This window comes from Nitrospirota bacterium, assembly GCA_030645475.1.
GTDB lineage: Bacteria > Nitrospirota > Nitrospiria > Nitrospirales > Nitrospiraceae > Palsa-1315.
In genome coordinates, this window is record JAUSMA010000007.1 from 32,600 (window position 1) to 51,638 (window position 19,039).

A 19,039-nucleotide genomic window follows, 5' to 3' on the forward strand; every position below is an offset into this window, starting at 1 on the left:
TTGTAGTGTGGGAGCTGGGAGACCCTAGGGGTAGAGGATCGTCGAATGGATGGGGTGACCGGCCAGCTTGTCTCGACCATTCAGGCCCTTAAGCTCGACGAGAAAATCGAGCCCGGCGATCTCGCCGCCCAATTGCCGAACGAGAGACACCGTCGCAGCCGCAGTGCCCCCCGTGGCCAATAAGTCATCCACAATCAACACGCGCTCTCCCACCGCAATCGCATCGCGGTGGATGGCTAGGGAGTTCGATCCGTATTCGAGGCTATATTTGACTTCAAAACAGTCGGCCGGCAATTTGCCAGGCTTCCGGACCAGCACGAACCCGGCGTTCAACCGGTCTGCCAAGATCCCGCCAAAAATAAACCCGCGCGATTCAATACCGATGACTTTGGTGATTCCCTGTCCCTGATAGTAGGCGGTCAACTCATCGGCAATCGACGACAGGGCGCGAGCATCTTTGAGCAACGTGGTGATGTCGTAGAAAAGAATGCCGGGCTTGGGAAAGTCGGGGACTTCGCGGATGAGGGCGTGGTAATTGATAGCGGTCATCGATCAGAGCAAATCGGATTGTGTCATGGTTCTGCGCTCGATGGTATGGCGCAAACGCGCCAAGGCGGCCATTTCAATCTGCCGGACCCGCTCACGGGTCAACCCCATCTCCCGGCCGATCTCTTCCAACGTCTTGGCCTCACTCCCATCGAGCCCGAAGCGCGACACAATAACAGTTTGCTCCTTCTCAGGCAACTCCTGCACCCATTCCATCATCTCGGCCCGGCGCATGACCCCTTCGGCCGTATCGGCAGGCGAAATACAGGACGAATCTTCGATCACATCGCGCAAGAATGTATCCGCGCCGTCATTGATCGGACTATCCAACGAACAGGTCGTACGGACCACTTGCCTCAGGTCCAACACCTCTTCGTCCGTCGTCTTCATCTTGACCGCGACTTCCGATGCGGTCGGTTCTCGTCCGAGTTCCTGAACAAGCGCCTCCACCTTACCCAGATAACGATTCAGCCGCTCGACGACATGCACCGGCAGCCGCACGAGTTTGCCCTGATTGATGATGGCGCGTTCGATGTATTGCCTGATCCACCAGGAGGCATAGGTACTGAACCGAAACCCGCGCTTGTAGTTGAATTTCTCGACGGCCTTGATGAGCCCGAGATTGCCCTCTTCGATGACATCGGAAAAGGGAAACCCTCGATGCATGTACCGCTTGCCGATACTGATGACCAGCCGGAGATTCGACTCGATCATCTCTTGGCGCGCCTGCTCGTCGCCCGCCATGACGCGCTTGCCCAATTGCTGCTCTTGCTTAAACGTCAGCAAGGTCGAGTGACGAACCTCGCGCAAATAACACTTGAGGGTATCTAATCCTTCGGAGCGTTGGCTTGTCCGTTCTTCTTCCACCGACGATTCATCCACCTCCGGCGACGCAGCAACGGTGTCTTCGTCGTCACGATCGGTGACGTGTCGGCGCGCTTCGCCCAAACTATGTAGCTCCTCGCCTCCTCGCGCCATCTGTTCCTTCGCTCCTACTGTGTTCGCTCAGTACCACACTTGAAAATCTAAGAAACGACCGGTCGCCGGACTCCACTCCACTTCGACGTCTGTCACTCGCGACGCCGGCGGCCCAGTCTTGGCGTCTTCGATCAGCAGCGCAATCTGCTCTTTGGTGCCTTCAACTTCGAGCTCGACTCGGCCATCGTCAAGATTCCTGACCCCGCCGGAGAGGCCTCGTTGCGATGCCACTCGAAACGCGAATGCTCGATACCCGACCCCCTGAACTCGTCCCTTCACAAACAGCTTGGCTCGGCACACTGTCGGTTCAATCGGTTCGGCCATACAACCAGGAGGACTCTAGATTTCCAAAACAGTCTATCCGACGAACGGATACTCTCACACCTCTACAGAGGCGTCACGCGATTTGCGATTCGGCGCGAGTGAATTTCGCATACTGGTTCACAAAAGAAAAGAATGGATATGCGGCGAGGCATTCGATCTGTGCGACCGCACATACAACACTCTGTGCGAGATCGCTGAAGAAGGGGAACGGAAACGTTGGAGGGGGTGATTCGCCCGCATCAGATTTGCGAACACACACACATGAGCGGACGATACGAACCGGTTCTGTTTGGTCGGGGCGAGAGGATTTGAACCTCCGACCCTTGCGTCCCGAACGCAATGCGCTACCGGGCTGCGCTACGCCCCGACAAAAAGAACAGAACCACCAAGCGAGGGGGGATTGTCTTACATCGGAGGGTCAAAACGCAAGCCATGGGCATCGGCCACTCCCCGGCAGGTAATTTTTCCGGCCGACAGGTTCACGCCCTTCGCCAAACCGGCGTCTGCCCGGATGGCTTCCGCCACGCCCAGCGAGGCCAATCGCAGCAAATATGGAAGTGTTTCGTTCGTCAAGGCGATCGTCGATGTGCGTGGCACAATCCCAGGCATATTGGCCACACAATAATGAAGCACCCCGTCCACGACATAGACCGGATCAGAATGGGTCGTGGGTTTCGTCGTCTCGAAGCAACCGCCTTGATCGACCGCAACGTCCACCACCACAGATCCTGGCTTCATGCGTGCCACCAAAGCACGTGAGACCAGCTTGGGCGCTCGAGCTCCAGGCACGAGCACCGCCCCGATCACGAGATCGGCAGCCATCACGGACTCCTCAATCGCAGCCTGCGTGGAGGCACGCGTCACAATGCGGCCACGATACAATTCATCGAGTGCCCGCAGCCGTTCAAGGTCGAGATTGATCACCGTCACCTGAGCCCCCATCCCAACCGCAATCCGAGTCGCGGCACTCCCGACTACCCCTGCCCCCAGCACCACAACCTTTCCCGGTTCGACGCCAGGCACACCAGCTAGAAGCAGCCCGCGCCCGCCTTGCGTCTTCTCCAGGTAACGGGCACCGATCTGCACCGACATGCGCCCCGCGATTTCGCTCATCGGCTTAAGCATCGGCAACGTGCCGTCTTTCGCCTCGATCGTTTCGTAGGCAATCGCGGTGATCTTGGTATCCAACAAGGTCTTGGTCAGCTCCGGAAGGGAAGCCAGGTGGAGATAGGTGAACAGAACGTGGCCGGGACGAAAGAGGGCACATTCGGAAAGGAGCGGCTCCTTGACCTTCACAATCAGCGTCGAGCGCTCAAACAATTGCTCTTTTGATGTGGCCAGGGTCGCGCCGGCGCTCTGATAATTGTCGTCCGAGTATCCGCTGCCGGCTCCAGCCGATGGCTCGACCACAATTTCGTGGCCGGCCTGACGCAAGGCCCGCACCCCATCGGGCGTGACACTGACTCGATATTCATGATCCTTAATTTCTTTTGGCACCCCGATGACCATGGTCGCTCCCTCCACGCGAAACCCGTTCGCCGATATCTCAATCCATTCTGCTACAACGCTGACAAAAATGCACTGACCGGCTCGCGAGGACCGGCCCATCCGGTGGACAGTGCGCGAGGGCCTGGTGTAAGATTCGCCCCTCTTCAGCTCACGATCGACAGAGGGAGGCTCTATGGATTCCGCATCTGGATCATCCTGCAATGCCTGCGGCGCGACCGGCACCGCACTCATGAAGTTATCGCTCGGGAAGGACTTTTTCGGCCGGACCTACGACCGTCTGTCCCCCTCGACCGATCAAAGCCCCAAATGGTACTGCGAAGGCTGTTCGATGCAGAAAAATCTCCAGCGAGACTTTCGCGATATTCGTGGAGAATTCGACAAACTTTCAGCCGGGCAGGTCTCAACCCTGTCCAACCAAGAAGAGTTTCAACGGGCCTCGTTACGGCTACGTGAAATCACCGCGATTCTCACCGGCACGCCGACGCACTCCCCGTTCCTGACCTCTGCCGACGTCACCCAACTCATCGGCCGCATGCACACCGCGACGATGCCGGCCTAACTGGGAGTCACCTCATGCCCGGATTCAAGAGACATATTTTCGTCTGTACCAACCAACGTTCACCCGACGATCCCCGTGGGAGCTGCTCCAAACTGGGGTCCGAAGCCCTGCATGCCCAGTTCAAGCAAGAAGCGAAACGGCTGGACCTGAAAGACGTCGTCCGCGCCAATAAAGCGGGGTGCCTCGATCGTTGTGCTGAAGGGCCGAGCGTGGTGATCTATCCCGAAGGCGTGTGGTATCAAGTCAAGACCAATGCCGACGTGACAGAAATCATGGAGCGCCACGTCGTCAAGGGCGAGGTCGTGACCCGTCTCATCATGCCCGACCACCCGGCTCCCGCAACCCTCCCTCCGCTCACATTGTAGCGTCGACCAACAAGGATTCTGATGGCCGTCGAAGAAAAATGGAAAGCCAACCTGGAGAAGGTGACCTTCATGAAGCAGTTCCCGGGCTTGCTCGGGAATTGGGAGTCCTTGGCGGACAAGACCGTCAAAGCCGTCATCCCCCTCAAGGGGAAACAGGGAGCCGCGGTGCTCGTCTTCACCGACGGCACCTTTACGATCGCCTCCCCAATGGCGCCGGAACCCTATGAGATCGGCGAGGCCCTGACGGTGGCACGAACACTCCTTGAGCCGACGCATCACAGAGCCTATGTGGAATACGATCGGCTGGCCAAGAAAGACAAAGACGCCCTGATGTCAGCCAGAGCCGACAAGATCCTGGGAGCGATTCAAAACAATCTGGAACAGATTCCAGAACTGAAGGATCGCCTGAAGGAACTTGTGAAGGAGTGGAAGTGAGCGACAGCCTCCCCAACAGAAACATGTTCGACATCTTTTCCCAAGGTCTCTTTGAAGGAGTCAAACCTATGATGATCATCCGCGATCACCTTGTCCGCCACCCAGACCGCTGCACGCACCAGGGCATTTGTATGCCCATCTGCCCGACCGGCGCCTGGCTCTCGACCCCACCGTACAAGTTCGATCCTTCCCGCTGTCTGGAAAGCTGCCGCCTCTGTTTGGACGCCTGTCCCTCGCAAGCGATCTACGGGGTATTCAAGAAGGGCGAGAAGATGTTGGAGCCGCAGAAGAAGTAGTTAAGACAGATTAGTTTTATGACCGATCTACGAGGGATGCCTCTTAATATACCTGTAGCCCATAACGATCGTGAGTCCTGAATCGTTGGTACCTCCAGACTGCTCATGCATCTACAACCATGCGTCCGAGCAAAGACCTGCTAAAGGAAAAGGCAAATGAGATTCGGAAGGCACTCTCTGATCTCGGACAGAGACTCAAGGCCGATGATGAATCTCAACTTCTTGTTAGGTTTCTTCCTGAACCCTAACCTGTGCACACCGACCACTCCACCATCATCCGAAGCTTGGAGGGAGCGGCCGTCTTTTCCCTTCACTTGCCACACCTTAATCGTTGCTGACCTATGAGTTCATCGAGAGACCAAGAGGTCGGGCTACGATGCAGTAGTTGCACAAGACTATTTGCTGGTGCCCACGGACAACCTGTCTACTGCCATAGCTGCTTTCAACTAATCCATCCTCAGGATAGGACAAAATACAGACAGGCCGAGCATGAAGAAGTTCACGAAATAGAAGAGTTAGACCGTATTGGTAGTCGGTGCTTCCATTGCAGAACTTGGTTTACCGGACAACATGGTGCACCTGTGCTATGTACAAAATGCATAGAAAGTTTTGAGCAATTATTTCCAGAAGGAAAATTTAAAACTCTGCACGGACTACCAATTAAGAAAGCGACCCTGCCAGAATTCAAAATAGATCTACATCTGGATAATGAATACGATGACGATAAATAACGTTTCTCGTTGTTCGACTGGTCAGGGCTCAAACAATAGTCTTACTCAAACGGCCTCAGTAGGTCGTGTCAACGTAGACGTAGGCACAAGTGCTCAAGGTCAGAACCATCGACGCACTTATGTCGATTTGGTGACGAAAGAGGCATCAAGGAGCTCGCGGTCGAAGCCTGGGGTGATGGTGCCTGTGCTGGCGTAGCGGTAGAGCACGACGTCGAAGATGGTCGACATGGTGGAGAGGACGAGACCTAAGAGCGGGAAATAGAGGATGGCAAGGACCATGATCGCAATGGCGAGTATGGGATGGGTGGCGATCATGCCGGCGCCAATGACGAACGCAAAGACTCCTGGGATGGCCCAGAAGAAGTAGAGCAGTCCGAATCCGAGACCGGCCAAGAGGTCTTCGCCCCAGGTTCTTCTGAGGAGCTGCACGGATGCTTGAATGGCTTCGAGCGGCCCTTTTCGTTCCGCCACCAACACCGGCACCACGAGAAACGTGGCAACGGTCCAGGCCAGCCCCAAAACGCGCGCCACCATGCTCCCTACAAAACCGGACCTTCGTTCGATCGTTTTGAGGACCACTCCAATGGTGGCTGAAACCAGGGCCCAACCGAGGATTTGAGGAAAGCAGGACAGGGCTTCGCGCAACCCGTCCAGAATCGTCGTCTGTTTCCCTTCCAATTTCCGCAAGACACAGATCGCGAGGGCGGCATTAAAAAAAATGGCGACGCCATAGGTCACCACATAGAACAGAAACATGCCGACGTAGGACCAGGACTCAAGCTCTTGAAGCCCATCAGTCATCGAAGCCCCGGTCAATGCTCCGAGGATCGCAGGCACGGCAAACGAAGCCGTGAGCAACATGAGGCTGGCAGACGAAGCGATGGGCAGGAGCAACAGGGTCTTGTCTTCCCAGAGAATCTGCCAGGCAGCCGACATGATGGCCTGCGTTCGCGCGATCCTCTGAGTCCAGCCGGTGTGGATCTGCATGCAAGCCCTTCGTAGAAAAACTAGATTATTTGTTTTCGGAGCCGACCCCAATAGGCCGTCCCCACATGGCCGCAGGCGCCGGTGAAGGTTGTGAGGGCCATGATCTGGTAGACCGTACTGCGGGGAATTTTTACTTTGATGGCCGGGTTCAAGAGGTCAGGCGACTGCATGACCAGCTTCAGCGATTCGCCGGCGGAGAGAATCGGCCACATACAGGATAGCCTCAGTCGCATCTCGTGGCGTGGGATCGACATGGCGTAGAGCCAGCCTTGATCGAGATGCTCCACCGCCATACGAACCAGTTTACTCAGAACCGGCTGGAACCGTGCGCGGGTTCGCTGGTCCAGTAAGTCTCGTGGGGTGAGTCCGGCTTCGGCCAGCAGGGGCGCCGGCACATAGCAGCGGCCGTTCTGAAGATCCTGCGCAATATCTTTCACGATGTTCGTGAGTTGGAGCCCCTTTCCAAACCGCACCCCGACCTCAGCCATGTCCCGTACCTTCCACGAAGCCAGGGCCTTCCGATGCGCGCACATCAAATCCGTCCAGAACTCGCCCACACAGCCGGCCACGTAATAGGTGTAGCGATCCAGATCGTCCAGCGTCTTCAACGCCGTCAGATCTGCGGCTGACGTGCCGGGAAAGGCGACGAGGTCCATCTCCATGCCTTGCGTCAGCGTGGTCATGAGCCGTTGAATCCGTCTTCTATCGTCCGGCGAAAACGTCAGGAAGAGCCTGAAACAATCTTCAAGCCGTTCAAGCAGGATCCGCTCGGCAGGGTTGTGCTGAACTGGTCCCACGGCTCGCTGGATCTCTTGCACCTGAGTCCAGACAATCTGATCGCTTACGAACTGCGCTTTGAGTTGGCTCAGTAAATCCAGCCGCCGCGGACGGTCGATCAAATCCGTGTCCGCAATCGTGTCCGCTGCTCGAGCAAATAGGTAGCCGAGGCTGACCTGATCGCGCACATCTGCCGGAACGACGACCAAGGTCGTATAGAAGAGACGGGAGACTTGCTTGAGGATATCGCGGAGCAGTTCCTGCTTCGAGGCTTCTACGTTCGTCGCCACAGCTATCGCACTTCCAGCTTGCCTTCCATCCCTTTGTCGCGATGGCTGGGCAATGGCCAGAGCCGCTTGTCGCAATAGATGGGGAAGGTGCCAGGCTGAGTCGGCGTAAATTTGATGGTGACGGTCTTCCCGGCGCTCACATCCTGTTCGACGGAGAGACTTCCCTCTGGATCCTTGATGATGAAATTGTGCGGGATAATGGTCGTCACACTGGTCAGCGTCAGTTCAACCGGCTTCCCGACTTCGACAATCAGATGATTCGGACTATAGGAGTAGCTATCCAGCGTAATCGTGGCTCGCTGCACCCCGTCTGCCGCTACCGGGATCACCGTGGGAGGGCCGGACTGAGAGGGTTCCGCGGCCTCAACAATGGTCCCGCCGACAGCAGTCAGTACCGAGACAATCGCCAACAGGTAGAGGAATCGCACCGTCATCTTGCGCATGCCCCAGTTCTAACAGGAAGAACGGGAGAGGGTCAACTTTACCCAGGAGTTTCAGGCACTTCGGACAACTTGACCTTGGCATTTACAGCGTTATTCTCCACAACACACCGCCATCACAATCTCGATTGAGATGCATTTGACCGAATCGGTTAGTATAATCACTCTCACTGATGGCTCGCCCAATGACGGGGCGAGAACCTGGTCTTGAAGGAGGATCTCGATGAAGTGGATGAAGGGCATATTCCTATTGTTGGCCGCCAACATTCTGATCATGGTGACGCTCTCGCTCACCGTGCCGTTGCTGATCAATATCGTGTTACCGATGTTCGGGATCGATCTGCGAGGATCGGTCGATCTGAGCTCGTTAGTCTGGGCCCTCGTCTTCGGCTTTGGCGGCGCCTTTATCAGTTTGGCCTTCTCTAAACAAATGGCGCGGGCCATGTTGGATTGCCGCCAGATCACGCAACCCCGATCTCAAGCTGAGCAGGTCGTGTTCGGGTCCGTCCAGGAAATCGCACAGCGGCTCCAGATCACAATGCCTGAGGTCTGGATCTATGAGTCTCCCGACCCCAACGCCTTCGCGACCGGCCCCAGCAAGAACAACTCCATGGTCGCGGTCTCGACTGGATTGCTGAGCAACTTGCACGAGCAAGAAGTGCGCGCGGTCCTCGCCCATGAAATGGGCCACGTGTACAACGGGGACATGTTCGCGACAACCGTCCTGGCCGGACTGATGAATACCTTCGTGTACTATATTGCGATGTGGGTGCGCCGGTTCTTCGCAGAACGCGATCAAGCGGCGCTCGGTTTTGGTCTGTCGATCGTGCTCCAGATCATTGTCAGTATCCTGGCCTCCGTCCTGATCAGCTGGTTTTCGCGTCAGCGTGAATTTGGCGCGGACGCCTTTTCCGCCAAGGTCTACGGCAAGGACTCGATGATTTCGGCCCTGCGCTCGATCGATCGATGGGTCAGCCGTTCGCAAGTCGAGTATTCCTCGCAAGATGCGCTCGCGACCATGAAGATCTCCGGCAATTCCTCAGGGTTCATGCATCTCTTTGCCACGCATCCGCCGATTGAAGCGCGCATTGACGCCTTGGACCGCCTCTAACCGCGAGGTGCCCGATGGAACGATTGCATCAGAGTCTGGTGGGATTCCTCATAGGAATGAGCTCGATCGTCGGCATTGGCTCAAGCGACCTGCTTGGGCTAAGCCCCGCTCAGGCGAGAGAAGAAGGAACCATACTCATGGCAGCACAGACACCCATGGTCTATGATTTCACGCTGAACGATATCGATGGCAAGCCGGTCTCACTGAGCCAGTTCCGCGGCAAGGTCCTGTTATTGATCAACACGGCAAGTTTCTGCGGCAATACGCCGCAATACACGGACCTTGAAAAAATGTACGAGCAGTATCGAGAGAAGGGCTTTGAGATCCTGGCGTTCCCTGCCAACAATTTCGGACAGCAGGAACCAGGAACGAATGCGGAGATCAAAACGTTCTGCTACACCAAATACAGCCTGTCGTTTCCGCTCTTCAGCAAAATCAGCGTGAAAGGCGACGACAAACATCCACTCTACCGATACCTGACCGAACAGAGCCCGTTCCCCGGTGAAGTGGAGTGGAACTTTCAGAAGTATCTGGTCGACCGGTCAGGAAAGGTCGTCGCACGATACCCGCACCGCACGAAACCCTTGGCGCCCGAGATCGTCCAGGATCTCGAACGCGTGCTCGCGGCCCGCTAACGCCTCACGTTTTTCGATAAAAAGAAATATTGGCTCGATATTCCTGAATCGCGGCGGCCAGGCTCTGGCTGCCGCGAGGGATATTCGCATCCAGGGCATCTTCAATCGCCGGATCGTCGATTTCCACATCATACCGGTCTTGCACGTTCGTTCTGACCGGCCCCTGCGTAATATCCCGCGGCATGAAGATCTCTTTCCATACTTCCTTCTCGACCAGACAGACATCTCTGAATCGTTCATAGAGCAGCGCCAGCTTCTCCGCATCCGTCACTTTAATACGCTCTCCCATCCTGCTCCTTTTCTCTGTTTTTTTTAATGACTATGGCCGTCGCCGCTACATTCCCCGCCGCTCGGCATCTGTGACGGGGCTGGAATGCCTGTCATGTTCAAACCGGTCGGCTCAGGACTCGAGACCCCCACCGCGCCGGATCGTGCTGCAAACGAGGAAAAAACACGACGTATCGCCGCCCCACAGTCCTTGCAGGCCCTCAGCGGTTCTGCCGATACCCCCTGAATATACTCCCTGCGTCCTGCACAGGGCGGCTGCCGCTGACAATGACCCGTCATATACTCGTAGATAGGCATCGGAACTCTTCTCGCGCGATCATAGTGATTACTTGTGCGGATTCATACCGGCAGGGGGAACAGACTCGACAATGGTAAATCGCATGGTACCCACTTGATTGCCTGCATGAAACGACTGTTGCCCAAGCGGTGTAATGAACAGCTTCACCAAATAGGTCCCCACGGCCCACGCATCACCCGTCCTCTTCAGTTCCAAAAACCCATACCGTTCGTGCCCTGGCACTTCCAACGTATCTTTGCCGAGCGGCACGGACGAGAGAATGCCCTTCTGTTCCTCGAGAAACCATTGCGCGCTAAACTGGGTAGGATCTTCCAGTGGAGCCGACTCGAATACAATATATATCGCGGGGATGTCCCGAGGAAACACCGAGCCAGGATCAACAGGCTTCAGGCGGGGATCCTGGGTATACCAGCCTTTGCGGCCGAACGTATCCCACTCGACATCATATCCTCTGGCCATCTTAATCCAGGTAAACAGGGATTGAGGGATGCCTTTCTTCTGGTCGTCGAATGACGGGCTCTGCGTCGGATCAGCCTCGGTGGTGACCTGCTCTTTCGGGACGAATGAATCCCGCGCCTCGACACCCTCCCAGGCACAGAGTCCATACCCCATAGCGGCCAGTATGCCCACCAGAACCTGCGTCCTTCTTTTGCTTTGTGCGCACATGGAAGCCACCTTGAACGGCTGTTCGCTCATGTTGTTATGGTATCGGGAGCGCCGCTAGGGGTCAATGGCCGACTGACAACATAGCTCATCTTTATACGCTCCGCCTCAGCGTCTATGCTACGCTTAATCAGATATCCCTCTCAGAAAAGGATCCTGTGTAATTGACGTCGACCAACACCCTTCAAGAAACCACGCCAACCACCTCCCGACCCCCAAGTACAGGTGAGCAGGGCCTTCGATACGGCCTTCGAGATGGGGCCTGCCAGGCCATCACGCAAGGTAGCGGAGAACAATACCTCTCTGCCTTTGCGCTGCTTCTGCATGCCAGCCCATTCCAGTTGAGTGCATTATCGGCGCTCCCCCAACTCATCGGAACGGGGGCTCAACTCGCCTCAGTCAAACTCTTGCAGTGGTTCCCCAATCGCAAAGCGCTCATCTCTGTCGGTACCGTAGGACAAGCCCTCGCCTGGATCCCCATCCTGCTCCTGCCGCTCCTGCTCCCGCAGTGGGGGCCCTGGCTCATCGTGGGCGGCGCCGCCGTCTATTTTGCATGCGCCCACTTCACGACACCGGCTTGGAACAGCTTGATTGCCGACTGGATCGATCAGCACGAACGGGGCGCCTACTTCGCACGCAGAGCTCAAATCATCGCCAGCCTCAGCTTCTTCTCACTCTGCGGAGCCGGATGGGTCCTCAGCCTCTGGCAGGATTCCACTGCGGCCTGGTGGGGATTCGTCGTCATCTTCTCCGTCGCAGGGACCGCGCGCCTGCTCTCGGTCTTGGCCCTGTCGCCTATTCAGGATATACACCAAACCGCCCATCGCGAGGCACAACAAGGATTTCGCGGATTTTTCCGTCAGCGGATCACGAAAGACTTTCGTCGATTTCTGCTCTTTGCAGGACTCATGCATGTCGCCGTGTTAGTGGCCGGCCCATTTTTCGTCCTGTACATGCTGCAAGAAATCCATCTGTCCTATTTCGGATACGGAGGATGGCTGGCGGCGGGACTGCTCGGTCAGCTCATGACCCTACAGGCCTGGGGCCAATTCGGAGACCGCTTCGGCAACAAGGCGTTGATGTCCATCACCGGATTCACCGTGCCGTTTCTTCCCATGCTCTACCTCGTGAGCACGAACTTCGGCTTTCTGATGGCAGTCAATTTCTTGGGTGGTGTGATCTGGGCCGGCCTGGCCTTGGGCCTGCAGAATTATGTATTCGATTCGGTCGGCCCTGAGGACCGCGCGAAAGCCATTGCGTTGTACAGCACGGTCAACGCCGTAGGATGGTCGGTGGGAGCCTTGCTCGGCAGTTGGTTGGTCGAGAGCCTGCCCTCTCACGTCGAATGGGCAGGTGCCACACTCACATATGCATCAAATTTACCCTTTGTCTTCTTTCTCTCAGGTGCCCTGCGGCTGCTGGTCTCTGCCTGCCTTCTTGGCACCTTCCATGAAGCGCGGCAAGTAGAGCGGCTGCCACGGCGACAACTGCTCTGGGAATTACCGCTGGTGAAGCCCCTTGCCCAATTTGCAACCTGGGCGAGACCCACAACGAATCGCTAAAAAGGCGGTCACGCTAACGTGGAACCGGCGGCTGAGCGGCTCGCTCTTGTTCCTCTTGTTTGAGCTTCTCGAATGCCCGATCGGCATGGCCCCGAACTTGATCCGCAGTCGGCTGTGGAGTGGGCTTGGGTTGATCGCCGGCGCAGGCCCCAACGACCGAGCACAGCACGAAACCCATCAAGCCCACAACTGCCACTCGCTGCCATGTCTTCGCGCTTGTACGATCGATCACCATTTCGTCCCTCCCGCATTGAGGCCCATGACGTCAACGTCGCATCAATTTATTTTACGCCCCTCATAGTCGGAACACTACCTCACCCCTGGCCTCCACGCTCGCCCCATATGCGTCCGCATTGACTGGGTCAGACCGACAGGGTATTGTGCCCGATAGACCACCTGAACCCCCGAGGCTCCATGTCGCTACACGACCGCCTGACAGAAGATCTCAAGCTCGCGATGAAGGCCCGAGACCAACTGCGCATGGACGTCATCCGCATGGTCAAGGCTGCCGTCATGAATAAGGAGCTTGAGCTCAAGAAGGACCTCGACGATGCGGAAATGAGCCGCGTCATGACGGCTATGATCAAGCAGCGCCGTGAATCCGTCGAACAATTCGAAAAGGGCAACCGCGTCGAGCTCGCGGCAAAGGAGCGACAAGAGATCACCATTCTCGAGTCCTATCTCCCGCAAGCCATTTCACCGGAACAACTCGCCACCATCGTCGACACAGCCATTCAACAAACCGGCGCGCACTCGCTCAAAGAAATGGGAGCGGTGATGAAGGCAGTGATGGTCCTGGTGGCCGGTCAAACGGTAGACGGAAAACAGATCAGCGAACTCGTGCGCGCCAAGCTCCAGTAGCCCGACCGGCACCTGCTATACTCGAAGGTAATTGCTCGCACATTCCGTGTAAGCGCCTGACAGGACACAGCATGGGCATTCTTATCGTCGACGACTCCCCGGACCAGCAAGTACTCCTCCGAGCCATCCTCGGGAAAGCCGGCCATACGGATCTCCAGAGTGCCGACTCAGCACAGGCTGCGTTCCTCCTACTCAACATGGACGGCCAGACACCGCCACCCCAGATCGACTTGGTCCTGATGGACGTCCTGATGCCCGAGCTGGACGGAGTCGAAGCCTGCCGCCAGATCAAAAGCCGACCGCATCTTCGTGACATTCCTATTATCATGGTCACGGCCAAGAGCGACCTTTCCAATCTCCAAGAAGCCTTCGCAGCCGGAGCCATCGATTTCATCACCAAACCCGTAACCAGCGTAGAACTCCTCGCCCGTGCCGCCTCCGCGCTGGCGCTGAAGAAGGAAATGGACTGCCGTAAAGCGCGCGAAGAAGAGCTCCGTCGAAGCAATGATGCGCTACAGAAGGCGATGGGGGAGGTGAAAGTCCTCAGAGGACTCATCCCCATCTGCGCGTCCTGCAAGAAAATCCGGAATGACGGTGGATTCTGGCAGCAATTGGAAGAATACATCGGCGAACATTCCGAGGCTGAATTCAGCCACGGCATCTGCCAGCCCTGCGTCAAAAAGCTTTATCCTGGAGTTTATCAGGAGTAGTTGCTACGCTTTCTCAGGCTCACCACTCGTATTCACGGGGTATCGCGCGCATGGGAATTTTAATCGTTGATGACTCGGCGGACGACCGCCTCCTGCTTCAGTCGATTCTCTCGGCAGCCGGCTACGACCATATCCTGGTCGCCGACTCGGCAGCCGATGCATTCCGGTTGCTCGGACTCGATGGCGACAAGCGCGGAGCCGCCCGCATCGACCTCATCCTCATGGATATTATTATGCCGGAAATGAACGGCATCGAAGCCTGCCGTCAAATCAAAGCGGTCGAACGATTCCGCGACACGCCCATTATGATGGTCACCGTCAAAACCGATCCAGTCGATCTCCAGCTCGCCTTTGCCGCAGGCGCACTCGACTATATTGGGAAACCCATCAACAAGATTGAACTGCTGACGCGCGTCCGATCGGTCTTACGCCTGGTTCACGAAATCGATCGCAGGCAAGCCCGAGAGCAGGAGCTCCTTGAAGTTATGCGCCAACTCCAGGAAGCAAACCAGATGCTCCTCCGCCTATCCTGCCTCGACGGCCTCACCGGCATTACCAATCGCCGTCAATTCGACGACTTCCTGGATCAGGAATGGCGTCGGGCCGTTCGCGAATCGACGCCGCTCTCCCTGATCATGCTCGACATCGATCGCTTCAAATCTTATAACGATGCCCATGGCCATACATCGGGCGACGAATGCCTCAGGCAAGTGGCTGCTGCGATCTCGGGTGCCGTCAACAGACCAGGAGACCTGGTCGCTCGCTATGGCGGCGACGAATTCGTGGTCGTCCTCCCCGGCACCCGTACGGACGGAGCGGCCCAGGTAGCAGAGACACTTCGCCAGCGCATTCAAGCCCTCGGGATTACACATTCTGACGGCAAATTCATCACGATCAGCGTCGGCTTTGCCAGCATCATCCCAAGCCGAACCGCCTCCCCCACCGATTTAATCAAAGCCGCAGACCAAGCGCTGTATCAAGCCAAGCAAGAAGGCCGCAATCGAGCCAAGCAGGCCGGCATTCTCACGCTCGTCCCGCATTCCCACGAGGACTGACCTTCTCCTTGCTATGACCATGATGCCAGGGCCTCGACGAGATGTGCTGGTGGCAATCGGCGCGGCACGTACCGCCACCCTCTCGTTGCCCTTACCTTCATATCCTTTCCCAGTCTCTTCAGGCTATATGCATTCCGTCGTCAGCGAGAGCCTGAGTGTCCATGCCTAAGAAAACACCACCGAGGCGAACGAATCAGACGGCTAAGCGACAACCAACCGCTCCTGCCCCCCGCCGCTTACAGGCCACACAGCCATCAACACGCCAAGTGCCCCTGCCCTCACGTACCGAATCGACAAGGAAGCAAGGACGCCGCGCTGCCCTCCCTCAAAATACGACACAAGCGAAGCTGGCTCTGCAGAGAAGCGAGGAACGGTTTCGCGCCTTGGTGGAAACGACAAGCGATTGGGTCTGGGAAATCGATGCGCATGCAGTGTTTACCTACTCGAGCCCACAAGTTTTCGATATCCTCGGATATGAACCGAAGGACGTACTCGGGAAAACTCTGTTCGACTTGATGCCGCGGGAAGAAGCCCGCCGCATCGAAAACCTGTTTGCCCCCATCGCAGAAGCGCGGCAACCGTTCAGCCGTATCGAGTCCGTCTACCTGCATAAAGACGGCCGCCGCATCGTCCTTGAATGCGGAGGCATGCCCATACTCGATCATGCCAACAGGTTCAGCGGATACTGTGGCATCGATCGAGACATTACGGAACGCAACCGCATCGCAGAGGAAACGAGACACAATCAAACGCTCCTGGCCTCCATCATCGAGAATATCCCCCACATGATTTTCGTCAAAGATGCCAAGACCCTCAAGTTTGTGCGCTTCAACCTGGCAGGGGAACAATTGCTCGGATATCCTAGAGAAGAACTCATCGGTAAAAGCGATTATGACTTCTTCTCCGAACAGGAAGCCGACTTCTTCACAAACTTGGACCGTCAAGCATTGCAGCTCGGGCAGAGTCTCGATATTCCGGAAGAACCCGTCGAAACTCGGCAGAAGGGAAAAAGGCTGCTCCATACCAAGAAAGTCCCGATCAACGGCGAGGATGGCACCCCCCAGTATTTGCTCGGCATTTCAGAAGACATCACCGAGCGCACACACATCGAGCACGGTGAACGAGAGCGGGCGCGCAAGCTGGAACAGCAACAGATTTCGCTGTGTGAACTGGCCAAGCACGAGGCGATCTACTCGGGAAATCTCGACGAAGCGTTGCAATTGATCACCGAAACGGGAAGCCGAGTACTCGGAGTGGAGCGGTCGAGCATTTGGGCGCTCAACGAACAAGGCAATGAGCTTGAACTGCTCGACCTCTACGAACGGATCTCGAACCGGCACACCGCCGGCGCCACACTGCCCGCCCAAGACTACCCGTCTTACTTCCAAGCCATCGGACATGAAGAACATGCGATTGCGGCCCATGACGCGCATGCAGACCTCCGGACCAGGGAGTTTTCCCAATCCTATCTGACCCCACTCGGGATTGGCGCCATGCTGGATGCGCCAGTCCGTCGCAAGGGACAGGTCATCGGCGTGTTATGCCACGAACATGTCGGGAGGCCTCGTTCCTGGACGATGGAGGAAGTGTATTTCTCCAGTTCACTGGCCACCTTTATCACCCTTGCGCTCGAAGCTCACCAACGCCGGGGGGCTGAGCAAGCTCTCGTCCTGGCCAAAGAGGCAGCGGAAGTCGCCAGCCGGGCAAAGAGCGAGTTTCTGGCCGGCGTAAGCCACGAGATCCGGACGCCGATGAATGCGATTATCGGGATGGCCGATTTGTTGTGGGAAACGGACCTCACCCCCGATCAGAGGAAATATTTGCGAATTTTTCGCCGAGCCGGAGGAAACCTCTTAAGTCTGATTAACGATATTCTAGACCTCTCAAAAGTTGAAGTCGGCCATCTTGAATTGGAATCAACCGACTTCGACTTGAACGATTTGATTGAAAAGGCCATCGAGATTCTCGCCATGCGGGCGAATGAAAAAGGCCTCGAACTGGCCTGCCACCTCTCACCCACCGTGCCCTGCGCCTTGATCGGAGATCCCCACCGGCTCCACCAGATACTCCTCAACCTCATCAGCAACGCAATCAAATTCACAGACAGCGGGTCCATCACCGTGCGGGTCACAGAGGACCCCGATGTTCCCACGCCTGGAGCGATTCGATTTTCCGTCAGCGATACCGGTATCGGCGTTCCGTCCGACAAACTCGATACCATCTTTGAGAGCTTTACCCAAGGTCACGCCTCCATGACGCGCAAGTATGGGGGAACCGGTTTGGGCCTCACCATTTCAAAACAATTGGCCGAACTCATGAACGGACGCATATGGGTCGATAGCACCCTCGGGCAGGGCAGCACGTTCCATTGCTCGGTACAGTTAGCGGTGCAATCCAGTCCAGCACCTACGCAGGATAACGCCCTCGTCAATCTTCAGGGAATCAGAACCCTTGTGGTGGACGACCACGCCACCAACCGCCTGATCCTTTCTGAAACCCTGGCCGCCTTGGGTGCAGAAGTGACAGATGTTGCGTCTGGCCGCGAAGCCATCGCTGAATGGCGGCGCGCCTCTATGTCGGCGCGTCCCTATCAGCTCTTGCTTCTCGACTGCCGCATGCCGGAGATGGACGGGTTCCAAGTCGTCGAAACCATCCGACAGGCCAGCCCCTCCCTCGACCTGACGATTGTGATGCTGGCCTCCCACCATTGGGCCGACGACATTGCCCGCACCTACGATATGGGACTCGGCGGGTATTTGATCAAACCCATCAGGAAATCTGATCTGCTGCAGACCGTCGGGATCGCCCTCGACCGTGCAACGGGCACCCACCACGCCACGACTTCAGCACGCGTGACTCCCTCAGCTTCGAACGAAACCAGAGCGCTTCGCATCCTATTGGTCGAAGATTCCCCGGACAATCAAGTGCTGATCCGTTCCTATTTGAAGCAGACGCCCTATCGCCTCGATATCGCGAATCACGGAGGCATCGCATTGGAGCTATTCAAGAATGGTTATTACGACCTGATCCTCATGGACATGCAGATGCCGGTCATGGACGGCTATGAAGCCACCCTCGCGATCAGGGCCTGGGAACGGGAGCATGATCTTCCGCCGACACAGATCATTGCCTTGACCGCTCTAGCTCTGAAAGAAGACGGAATCAAGATTCTCGACGCCGGCTGCAATGCCCATATGACCAAACCCATCAAGAAGCACACGCTCTTAGAAGTACTACAGGCTTGTAAAGGACGCTGCACCTCATGACAAGGGGACAGAATGAAAGCGCAGAGGGGCCCATTACCGTACTGATCGACCAGGACCTCGAAGAGATCGTACCTGGGTTTTTAGAGAACCGTCGAGGTGACGTGAATACGCTCGAACGTGCGTTGAAAGAGAATGACCTGCGCGCGATTCATCTGATCGGTCATCGCCTGAAGGGGGATGGGGGAGGATACGGATTCGACGCCATCAGTGTAATCGGAGGTGTCCTGGAGCAAGCAGCCGCACGAGAAGACCGGGTTGTAATCAGACGACAGATCGCCGAACTCGTCGACTATCTCGCCCGCGTCACAGTGGTGTATCGGAGATGAGAGGAAAGAGGAACAAACGGCACAAGC

23 protein-coding genes and 1 tRNA gene are annotated in these 19,039 nt (G+C 56.6%); 12 read left to right on the top strand and 12 right to left on the bottom strand.

Annotation, left to right across the window (positions count from 1 at the left end):
* Positions 1 to 24: 24 nt before the first annotated feature.
* The 5 genes from Q7U76_00710 to ald form a co-directional block, all read right to left on the bottom strand.
* Positions 25 to 549, bottom strand: coding sequence for an adenine phosphoribosyltransferase (locus tag Q7U76_00710; GenBank protein ID MDO8354898.1), 525 nt, complete (start codon positions 547 to 549; stop codon positions 25 to 27).
* A gap of 3 nt (positions 550 to 552) precedes the next feature.
* Complete coding sequence (locus Q7U76_00715) at positions 553 to 1,524, bottom strand: sigma-70 family RNA polymerase sigma factor (GenBank protein ID MDO8354899.1); 972 nt, start codon at positions 1,522 to 1,524, stop codon at positions 553 to 555.
* Positions 1,525 to 1,551: 27 nt separating this feature from the next.
* Positions 1,552 to 1,848 carry an acylphosphatase gene (locus tag Q7U76_00720; GenBank protein MDO8354900.1) on the bottom strand — a complete coding sequence of 99 codons (297 nt, stop codon included), beginning with the start codon at positions 1,846 to 1,848 and terminating at the stop codon, positions 1,552 to 1,554.
* A 290-nt stretch (positions 1,849 to 2,138) separates the two neighbouring features.
* Positions 2,139 to 2,215 (bottom strand) — tRNA-Pro (locus Q7U76_00725).
* Positions 2,216 to 2,253: 38 nt separating this feature from the next.
* A complete protein-coding gene (ald, locus tag Q7U76_00730) occupies positions 2,254 to 3,357 on the bottom strand; it encodes an alanine dehydrogenase (GenBank protein ID MDO8354901.1) in 1,104 nt (367 codons plus the stop codon).
* Positions 3,358 to 3,529: 172 nt separating this feature from the next.
* Here ald and Q7U76_00735 point away from each other — a divergent pair, with 172 nt between their 5' ends.
* The 4 genes from Q7U76_00735 (at position 3,530) to Q7U76_00750 (ending at position 5,012) form a co-directional block, all read left to right on the top strand.
* Positions 3,530 to 3,916: a hypothetical protein gene (locus Q7U76_00735; protein MDO8354902.1), complete on the top strand. Its 387-nt coding sequence runs from the start codon at positions 3,530 to 3,532 to the stop codon at positions 3,914 to 3,916.
* A gap of 14 nt (positions 3,917 to 3,930) precedes the next feature.
* On the top strand, positions 3,931 to 4,281 hold the full coding sequence (locus tag Q7U76_00740) for a (2Fe-2S) ferredoxin domain-containing protein (protein ID MDO8354903.1): 351 nt from the start codon (positions 3,931 to 3,933) through the stop codon (positions 4,279 to 4,281).
* Between the two features lie 21 nt (positions 4,282 to 4,302).
* The gene (locus tag Q7U76_00745) at positions 4,303 to 4,716 is read left to right on the top strand and encodes a hypothetical protein (GenBank protein ID MDO8354904.1); all 414 of its coding nucleotides are present in this window, start codon (positions 4,303 to 4,305) and stop codon (positions 4,714 to 4,716) included.
* Positions 4,717 to 4,784: 68 nt separating this feature from the next.
* Positions 4,785 to 5,012 carry a hypothetical protein gene (locus Q7U76_00750; protein MDO8354905.1) on the top strand — a complete coding sequence of 76 codons (228 nt, stop codon included), beginning with the start codon at positions 4,785 to 4,787 and terminating at the stop codon, positions 5,010 to 5,012.
* An 848-nt stretch (positions 5,013 to 5,860) separates the two neighbouring features.
* Here Q7U76_00750 and Q7U76_00755 read toward each other — a convergent pair.
* Genes Q7U76_00755 through Q7U76_00765 form a run of 3 tightly spaced genes read right to left on the bottom strand, consistent with a single transcriptional unit; the run spans position 5,861 to position 8,240 of the window.
* Positions 5,861 to 6,730 (bottom strand): DUF6159 family protein, encoded by an 870-nt coding sequence (locus Q7U76_00755; protein MDO8354906.1) that lies wholly within the window; start codon positions 6,728 to 6,730, stop codon positions 5,861 to 5,863.
* A gap of 20 nt (positions 6,731 to 6,750) precedes the next feature.
* Positions 6,751 to 7,797 (bottom strand): phytoene/squalene synthase family protein, encoded by a 1,047-nt coding sequence (locus Q7U76_00760; GenBank protein MDO8354907.1) that lies wholly within the window; start codon positions 7,795 to 7,797, stop codon positions 6,751 to 6,753.
* A gap of 2 nt (positions 7,798 to 7,799) precedes the next feature.
* Complete coding sequence (locus Q7U76_00765) at positions 7,800 to 8,240, bottom strand: cupredoxin domain-containing protein (protein MDO8354908.1); 441 nt, start codon at positions 8,238 to 8,240, stop codon at positions 7,800 to 7,802.
* Positions 8,241 to 8,460: 220 nt separating this feature from the next.
* Here Q7U76_00765 and htpX point away from each other — a divergent pair, with 220 nt between their 5' ends.
* Positions 8,461 to 9,348, top strand: a complete 888-nt coding sequence (htpX, locus tag Q7U76_00770; GenBank protein MDO8354909.1) for a protease HtpX — start codon at positions 8,461 to 8,463, stop codon at positions 9,346 to 9,348.
* 14 nt (positions 9,349 to 9,362) lie between these two features.
* Positions 9,363 to 9,983, top strand: coding sequence for a glutathione peroxidase (locus tag Q7U76_00775; GenBank protein MDO8354910.1), 621 nt, complete (start codon positions 9,363 to 9,365; stop codon positions 9,981 to 9,983).
* Positions 9,984 to 9,987: 4 nt separating this feature from the next.
* Here Q7U76_00775 and Q7U76_00780 read toward each other — a convergent pair whose 3' ends face one another.
* The 3 genes from Q7U76_00780 to Q7U76_00790 are packed head-to-tail and all read right to left on the bottom strand — an operon-like array spanning position 9,988 to position 11,265.
* Entirely contained in the window at positions 9,988 to 10,272 is a 285-nt protein-coding gene (locus tag Q7U76_00780; GenBank protein MDO8354911.1) for a hypothetical protein, read from the bottom strand.
* Positions 10,273 to 10,295: 23 nt separating this feature from the next.
* Complete coding sequence (locus tag Q7U76_00785; protein MDO8354912.1) at positions 10,296 to 10,568, bottom strand: zinc ribbon domain-containing protein; 273 nt, start codon at positions 10,566 to 10,568, stop codon at positions 10,296 to 10,298.
* 28 nt (positions 10,569 to 10,596) lie between these two features.
* Entirely contained in the window at positions 10,597 to 11,265 is a 669-nt protein-coding gene (locus Q7U76_00790; protein MDO8354913.1) for a hypothetical protein, read from the bottom strand.
* Positions 11,266 to 11,396: 131 nt separating this feature from the next.
* On the opposite strand from Q7U76_00790, the gene Q7U76_00795 reads away from it, so the two are divergent.
* Positions 11,397 to 12,794: an MFS transporter gene (locus Q7U76_00795; protein MDO8354914.1), complete on the top strand. Its 1,398-nt coding sequence runs from the start codon at positions 11,397 to 11,399 to the stop codon at positions 12,792 to 12,794.
* Positions 12,795 to 12,807: 13 nt separating this feature from the next.
* Here the strand turns inward: Q7U76_00795 and Q7U76_00800 are convergent, their stop codons facing one another.
* Complete coding sequence (locus Q7U76_00800; protein MDO8354915.1) at positions 12,808 to 13,029, bottom strand: hypothetical protein; 222 nt, start codon at positions 13,027 to 13,029, stop codon at positions 12,808 to 12,810.
* 179 nt (positions 13,030 to 13,208) lie between these two features.
* On the opposite strand from Q7U76_00800, the gene Q7U76_00805 reads away from it, so the two are divergent.
* From Q7U76_00805 to Q7U76_00825, 5 genes are all read left to right on the top strand, one after another.
* The gene (locus Q7U76_00805) at positions 13,209 to 13,655 is read left to right on the top strand and encodes a GatB/YqeY domain-containing protein (GenBank protein ID MDO8354916.1); all 447 of its coding nucleotides are present in this window, start codon (positions 13,209 to 13,211) and stop codon (positions 13,653 to 13,655) included.
* A 71-nt stretch (positions 13,656 to 13,726) separates the two neighbouring features.
* Positions 13,727 to 14,365 (top strand): response regulator, encoded by a 639-nt coding sequence (locus Q7U76_00810; protein ID MDO8354917.1) that lies wholly within the window; start codon positions 13,727 to 13,729, stop codon positions 14,363 to 14,365.
* A 50-nt stretch (positions 14,366 to 14,415) separates the two neighbouring features.
* Positions 14,416 to 15,420 carry a diguanylate cyclase gene (locus Q7U76_00815; protein MDO8354918.1) on the top strand — a complete coding sequence of 335 codons (1,005 nt, stop codon included), beginning with the start codon at positions 14,416 to 14,418 and terminating at the stop codon, positions 15,418 to 15,420.
* 161 nt (positions 15,421 to 15,581) lie between these two features.
* Entirely contained in the window at positions 15,582 to 18,686 is a 3,105-nt protein-coding gene (locus Q7U76_00820) for a response regulator (protein ID MDO8354919.1), read from the top strand.
* Positions 18,683 to 19,012, top strand: coding sequence for an Hpt domain-containing protein (locus Q7U76_00825; protein ID MDO8354920.1), 330 nt, complete (start codon positions 18,683 to 18,685; stop codon positions 19,010 to 19,012). Before Q7U76_00820 ends, Q7U76_00825 begins: the two co-directional genes overlap by 4 nt.
* Positions 19,013 to 19,039 lie beyond the last annotated feature (27 nt).